The following is a 5,928-nucleotide window of genomic DNA, read 5'->3' on the forward strand; positions in this document are numbered from 1 at the left end:
GGGCGGGGGCGGCCCGAAGGAGCCCGGCGGCTGGCCTTGCGGTTGTCCCTGTGAGGGCTGGTCGGGCGAGGGCGAGGAAGAGGACGGGTGGGGCATCACGGCTCCATGGAGGGGACGGAAGCGCCCCGAAGGGGCGCGGGGACGGGCGCGCCCCGAAGGGGCGCGGGGAACTGCGCGACCAGCCACGATGGCGCCGCAGCCGGGCGACGGCACAGCGCGGCCCCGCGGCACGCGGGCGTGACCAGCCGAGAGGCAGGCGTCACCGCCCGTACGAGAGCATCCGTCCCTTCCCGTCGTCGCCCTCGGCGCCGTGGGACTTGCCGTCCAGGCGGGAGGACGTGACGTAGAACCGCCCGTCGGCGTACAGCGTGTGTCCGGCGAACATGAACGTCTCGGTCTTGCGGGCCGCGGAGGTGTGCCGGAGCAGCACGTCCGGCTTGCCGCCGCCCGGACCGAACCGCAGCACCCGCCCGTTCTTCTCGCCCGAGGGGCGCGCGTAGGCGATGACGCCGGGGCGCCCCTCGCCGCTCACGGGCACCGGCTGGAGCTGTCGGCCGCCCCACGACTCGGACCACTTGACCTTGCCGTTGCGCAGGTCGAAGGCGACGAGCTTGTTGGGCCCGATGCTGTCCTTCGGCTTGCTCCCGAGGTACAGGGTGTCGCCCTCGACGACGCCTCCGGGGCAGTTCTGCACGCCTTCGCCGGAGTCACCGGCCCCCGCACACTGCTCGAACTCGGTCTTGCCGCCGCCGAGGCCGATCCACGAGCGCTGGCGGCCCTGGTCGTCGACGGCGGCGACGGCCCAGTTGTCGTAGTCGTTGCGCTTGCGCAGGGACACGACGACGGGATCGACGGAGTAGACCTTGTCGATGGACCAGCCCTTCTTGCTCCGGTACGTCCACTCGACCTTGCCGGTACGGGGATCGAGCTTGCGCAGCCGGCCGTGCTGGGTGGACGTCATGGCGGCGCACGTCTGCATCTGGAGCAGCCTGCTGCCGCCCGCGACGCCTTTCAGGAAGCAGGCCCCCTCACGCTGCGGCTTGGTGCTGAACAGCCGCTTGCCGTCCCCTACGCGGTAGGCGTGGGCGGTGGAGTCCTGGTCGACCATGACGGTGGAGCCGGAGATCGCGACGTGCGTCATGGTGGTGCCGTCCGACAGATCGTGCTCGACGAGCTTCTTGTGCCAGCCCTTCTTGCCGGTCTTCAGGTCGATCATCTGGAGCTGGTCGCACTTGACGCTCTGCTTGGCCTTGCTCGTCGTGTAGACCACGACGACCTTGCCGTCGGGCGAGGCGTTCACGGGGGTGTCGCACACCGGGCCGGGCAGCCGCACCGACCACGCCTTCGTGCCGTCGGCGGACTTGAAGGCGGTGACCTCGTCGTACGTCGCCTGGGCCACGATGTCGCCCTCGCGCCACAGGTCGTACAGGATCGTGCCCTTGCCGGGCAGCTTCACGCCGTCGAAGCCGAGCCATGCCTTGGCCTCGCCGGGCTTGCGCCCGGCGTTGACGTCGATGCCGCGTCCTTCGCGGTCGTCGTCGGAGCCGGGCCCCGCGGTCTCCTGCCCGCCGCCGCCCGTGGAACTCTCGGGCCCTTGCGACGAGGCGGGCGGGGCCGCCGCGGGCTCGCGGGAACCATCGCCCCGCCCGTCGCCGTCTCCCCGCGTGGCGAGGAAGACGCCGCCCCCGACGAGCGCCAGGGCGAGGACGGCGGCACCGATGCCGAGCGCGCGGGCGCGGGATGAACTCCCCGTACGGGCAGGGGGGTCGGGCTCGGCGTACGGGTTCCCGGGCAGCGGCTGATGCACGGGCTGGGGCGGTACCTGCGGTGCCGGTTGCTGCGGTACGGCGGGTATCGGCCGCTGGGGCTCCCGCTCCGGCCCGGACTCTTGACTGACCATGCCAAGAGTGTGTCCCAGCAAGCCACTCTTTTAGAGACTTTTTCTAGAAAAAGTTTCGGGCGCTGGATTCTGGACTACGCTCTTCCGCATGGCGCCCAAGCAGCAGCGTGGCGAGGCCACCGTCGACTTGCTCCTCGACACGGCTCTGCGGGTGTACGCCGAGTCGGGCCGCCAGGGCTTCACGGTCAACGCGGTGACGGCGGCGAGCGGCGTCAGCTTCGGCAGCCTTTACCACCACTTCGGCAGCTTCGACGGCCTGGCGGCCGCGCTGTACATCCGCTGCATGGACCGGCTCTGCGACCCGGTGGTGGCCGCGGTGACCCGCTCCCGCACGGCCCGCACCGGCATCCGCGCCCTGGTCCGGGCCTACCTGGACTTCACCCGCGACCACCGCGACGTGGCCCTCTTCCTGCACGCCTCCGTCCAGTCCCGCTATCTCGCGGCCCACGCCCAGGAGGTCATGGCGGCCAAGGAGGCCAAGTTCGCCCCCATCGCGGCCTGGCTCCACCCCCGCGTCGTCGCCGGTGAACTGGCCCCGCTCCCCGCCCACTTCATCGAGATCCTCGTCATGGGCCCGGTCGCGGAGACGGCCCAGCGCTGGCTTTCGACGGCGTACGAGGTCGACCTGGACGAGGCGGCCCGGGTCCTGCCGGACCGGATCTGGCGGTCCTTGCGGCCGGATTAGCGTGCGGGTGCCTCGATGCCCAGGGCGCGTGCCATCGCCTCCGCCGCCCGCACGGCCGCGTCCCCGCAGCAGTTGTTGAACAGGACGTGCACCTGCTCCACCCGCCCGGCGAGCGCGCGCAGCCGCGGCACCCACTCCGCCAGCTCGTCCTCCGCGTACGCGTACCGGAAGCGCTCCTCCTTGCTGCCCGAGCCCCAGGCGGTGCTGCGCCCGTGGAAACGCACGACGGACAAGCGGGGCGAAGTGACCGGGGTGACCGGAGGGACGGAGGCCGGCAGGGCCTGGGTCATGTCCACGGCCACGGCGGGGAAGCCGTGCCCGGCGAGGAGGGCGCGGGTCGCGTCCCCCTGCCCGCCCCGCCACCACGCGGGGTGCCGGAACTCGACGGCGACGGGCCACCCGGCCGTGCGCGCGGCGCACTGTTCGAGGAACGCCTCGGCCCGCGCTCCCGGCCGGAACCACGGGGGGAACTGGAACAGCACACAGCCGAGCCGCCCGGCCCGCCGCAGCGGTTCGATGCCGTCGGCGAAGCGCGCCCAGACCTCGTCGAGCACGCCGGGATTGCGCAGCGCGCCGGGTGCGCGGGCGGCGCGGTCCCGCAGGTCGTCCGGCAGCGCGGCGGGGCGCGTCGGATGGCCGGTGAGCGGCGAGAACGCCTTGACGTCGAACACGAACCCCGGCGGTGTCCGCTCCACCCACAGCCTGCTGTTCCGGGCGCCGGGCAGGGCGTAGTAGCTCGCGTCGACCTCGACGACCCGGAAGCGCTCGGCGTAGCACCGCAGCCGTCCCTCGGCGTCGCGCCGTCCGGGCGGATACCAGCCGCTGCGCACCAGCGCGGCATCCGTCCATGAGCAGGAGCCGACGAGAACGTCACCCATGGCACGCCGGGTACCCGCCCGGCCCGGCCTCGCACCCCTCGGACGCGCCCTAGGAGCTGTTGCTGCTGCCGGGGTCGCCGGTGCCGGTGCCGGACCTCTGGCCGGCCGCAGACCTGCGGTACTCCGCGTTGATCCGCTGCGCCTCCTCGAGCTGGTCCTCCAGGATGACGATGCGGCAGGCCGCCTCGATCGGGATGCCCTGGTCCACGAGTTCGCGGGCGCGGGCGGCGATCCGCAGCTGGTAGCGGGAGTAACGCCGGTGTCCGCCCTCCGAACGGAGGGGAGTGATCAGGCGTGCCTCGCCGATGGCCCGGAGGAAACCCGGGGTGGTGCCGAGCATCTCTGCGGCCCGGCCCATCGTGTACGCGGGGTAGTCGTCGTCGTCCAGACGACCACTGAGCGGGGAATCTGCTGTCATTTCACCTCGTTGAGCGACGCGTCGAGGGCCCCGATGCCGTACCGGCACCCGGGCCCCGAGGGAAATTCAACACCATGCCCCGACCCCGCCGCCGTACCGGAAACGGACGAGGGGTCCTGCCGGCGCGTGTCACGCGTCGGCAGGACCCCTCGGGTCCGGGTGGCGGCTCCCGCCGCGGCTCATCCCTCCAGCGGGTCCGCGGCGGTCACCGGCGCGGGGCCGCCCAGCGGCGCGTCCATGCCGCCGAGCAGCGCCGACGCGGCCTGCACCGGCGGGAGGGCGGCGGGCGTCTGCTCCTGGCCGCTGCGGCAGGTGAAGCCGAGGCGGGTCATGGCCCGCGTGACCTCACCGCTGGTGAAGTCGCGGCGGTCCTGCCGGGTGATGACCGCGCCGACCTGCTTGGCGGGGTAGCTCCGGCGGCCGATGATCACGTACTCGCCGCCCGAGAGGGGCTCGGGGTCGATGTTCTTCATCGTGGCCAGTACTTCGCTCTTGGAGAGGTCGAACGGGAACCTGGCGATGACGCAGCGCATGATGCCTCACAGAGTCGAGGAGGTGCTGAACGGAGCACTGGGCGCCGACGCCGTGGGGCGGCGCGTGCCCGGTTCTGGCGGTCTGGGTGGAGGACCCTTACTCAGACCTTAGGCCCTAGCGGGGCCTCAGGCGGCAGGCTTGTCGGCGCGGCCGGTCCGGGCCCGGCCGCCGCGCCCCCGCCGCCCGCGCTGCGCGGACGAGGTCGAACGCTTGGGGCGTTCGGTGACCGGGGCCCGGATGACGACCGGCACCCCCGAGGGGGCCTGCGCCCCGGTGATACGGGTCAACTCCGCCTCGCCCGAGCGCACTTCGGTGGTCCGCGCGGAGACGCCCGCGTCGGCCATCAGCCGGGTCATGGCGCGCCGCTGGTCGGGCGTCACCAGGGTGACGACGCTGCCCGACTCGCCGGCGCGGGCCGTGCGGCCGCCGCGGTGCAGATAGTCCTTGGGGTCGGTGGGCGGATCCACGTTCACGACCAGGTCGAGCTGGTCGACGTGGATGCCGCGCGCCGCCACATTGGTGGCCACGAGCACCGTGACGTGCCCTTCCTTGAACTGCGCCAGGGTCCGGGTGCGCTGCGGCTGGGACTTGCCGCCGTGCAGCGCGGCGGCGCGGACACCGCTGCTCAGCAGGTGCTTGGTCAGCAGGTCCACCGCGTGCTTGGTGTCCAGGAACATGATCACCCGCCCGTCCCGGGCGGCGATCTCGGTGGTGGCACGGTGCTTGTCCGCGGTGCGTACGTGGAGCACGTGGTGCTCCATCGTGGTGACCGCTCCGGCCGACGGGTCGACGGAGTGCACCACCGGGTCGGTCAGGTAGCGCCGGACCAGCAGGTCCACGTTGCGGTCCAGGGTGGCCGAGAACAGCATCCGCTGGCCCCCGGAGCGCACCTGGTCGAGCAGCGTGACGACCTGCGGCATGAAGCCCATGTCGGCCATCTGGTCGGCCTCGTCGAGGACGGTGATGTCGACCTGGTTCAGCCGGCAGTCGCCGCGGTCGATGAGGTCCTTGAGCCGTCCCGGGGTCGCGACGACCACCTCGGCGCCGCCGCGCAGCGCGCCGGCCTGCCGGGCGATGGACATCCCGCCGACCACGGTGGCGACGCGCAGCCTCACGGACCGGGCGTAGGGCGTGAGCGCGTCGGTGACCTGCTGGGCGAGCTCGCGGGTCGGTACGAGGACCAGGGCGAGCGGCTGCTTGGGCTCGGCACGCCGGCCGGTGAGCCGGGCGAGCAGGGCGAGGCCGAAGGCGAGGGTCTTGCCGGAGCCGGTGCGGCCGCGGCCGAGCGCGTCACGGCCCGCGAGGGTGTTCGGCAGGGTCGCCGCCTGGATCGGGAAGGGCACGGTCACGCCCTGCTGGCCGAGCGCGGCAAGCAGCTCCGCCGGCATGGCGAGTTCGGCGAACGTCTCGACGGCGGGCAGCCCGGGGGTGATCGTCTTCGGCAGGGCGAACTCGCCCTGGGGTGCGCTCGGCCTGCGGCCGTAGCCGTTGCCGCGCGAGCCGTTGCCGCGGG

At 73.0% G+C, this 5,928-nt stretch carries 6 protein-coding genes; 1 reads left to right on the forward strand and 5 read right to left on the reverse strand.

The window, feature by feature from the left end; all coding sequences use genetic code 11:
* Positions 1 to 259: 259 nt before the first annotated feature.
* Positions 260 to 1,900 (reverse strand): outer membrane protein assembly factor BamB family protein, encoded by a 1,641-nt coding sequence (locus tag STRAU_RS19410; protein ID WP_063890366.1) that lies wholly within the window; start codon positions 1,898 to 1,900, stop codon positions 260 to 262.
* Between the two features lie 88 nt (positions 1,901 to 1,988).
* Here STRAU_RS19410 and STRAU_RS19415 point away from each other — a divergent pair, with 88 nt between their 5' ends.
* The gene (locus STRAU_RS19415; protein WP_016642072.1) at positions 1,989 to 2,585 is read left to right on the forward strand and encodes a TetR/AcrR family transcriptional regulator; all 597 of its coding nucleotides are present in this window, start codon (positions 1,989 to 1,991) and stop codon (positions 2,583 to 2,585) included.
* Here STRAU_RS19415 and STRAU_RS19420 read toward each other — a convergent pair.
* The 4 genes from STRAU_RS19420 to STRAU_RS19435 form a co-directional block, all read right to left on the reverse strand.
* Entirely contained in the window at positions 2,582 to 3,463 is an 882-nt protein-coding gene (locus tag STRAU_RS19420) for a DUF72 domain-containing protein (RefSeq protein ID WP_016642073.1), read from the reverse strand. The two genes, STRAU_RS19415 and STRAU_RS19420, sit on opposite strands and share 4 nt — an antisense overlap.
* Before the next feature lie 49 nt (positions 3,464 to 3,512).
* Positions 3,513 to 3,881: a helix-turn-helix domain-containing protein gene (locus tag STRAU_RS19425; protein WP_016642074.1), complete on the reverse strand. Its 369-nt coding sequence runs from the start codon at positions 3,879 to 3,881 to the stop codon at positions 3,513 to 3,515.
* Positions 3,882 to 4,060: 179 nt separating this feature from the next.
* Complete coding sequence (locus STRAU_RS19430) at positions 4,061 to 4,414, reverse strand: SCO5918 family protein (protein WP_016642075.1); 354 nt, start codon at positions 4,412 to 4,414, stop codon at positions 4,061 to 4,063.
* Positions 4,415 to 4,540: 126 nt separating this feature from the next.
* Positions 4,541 to 5,928, reverse strand: a 1,388-nt coding sequence (locus STRAU_RS19435) for a DEAD/DEAH box helicase (protein WP_037660464.1), incomplete at its 5' end; no start/stop codon positions are given.

It is taken from the genome of Streptomyces aurantiacus JA 4570 (assembly GCF_000414115.1).
GTDB lineage: Bacteria > Actinomycetota > Actinomycetes > Streptomycetales > Streptomycetaceae > Streptomyces > Streptomyces aurantiacus_A.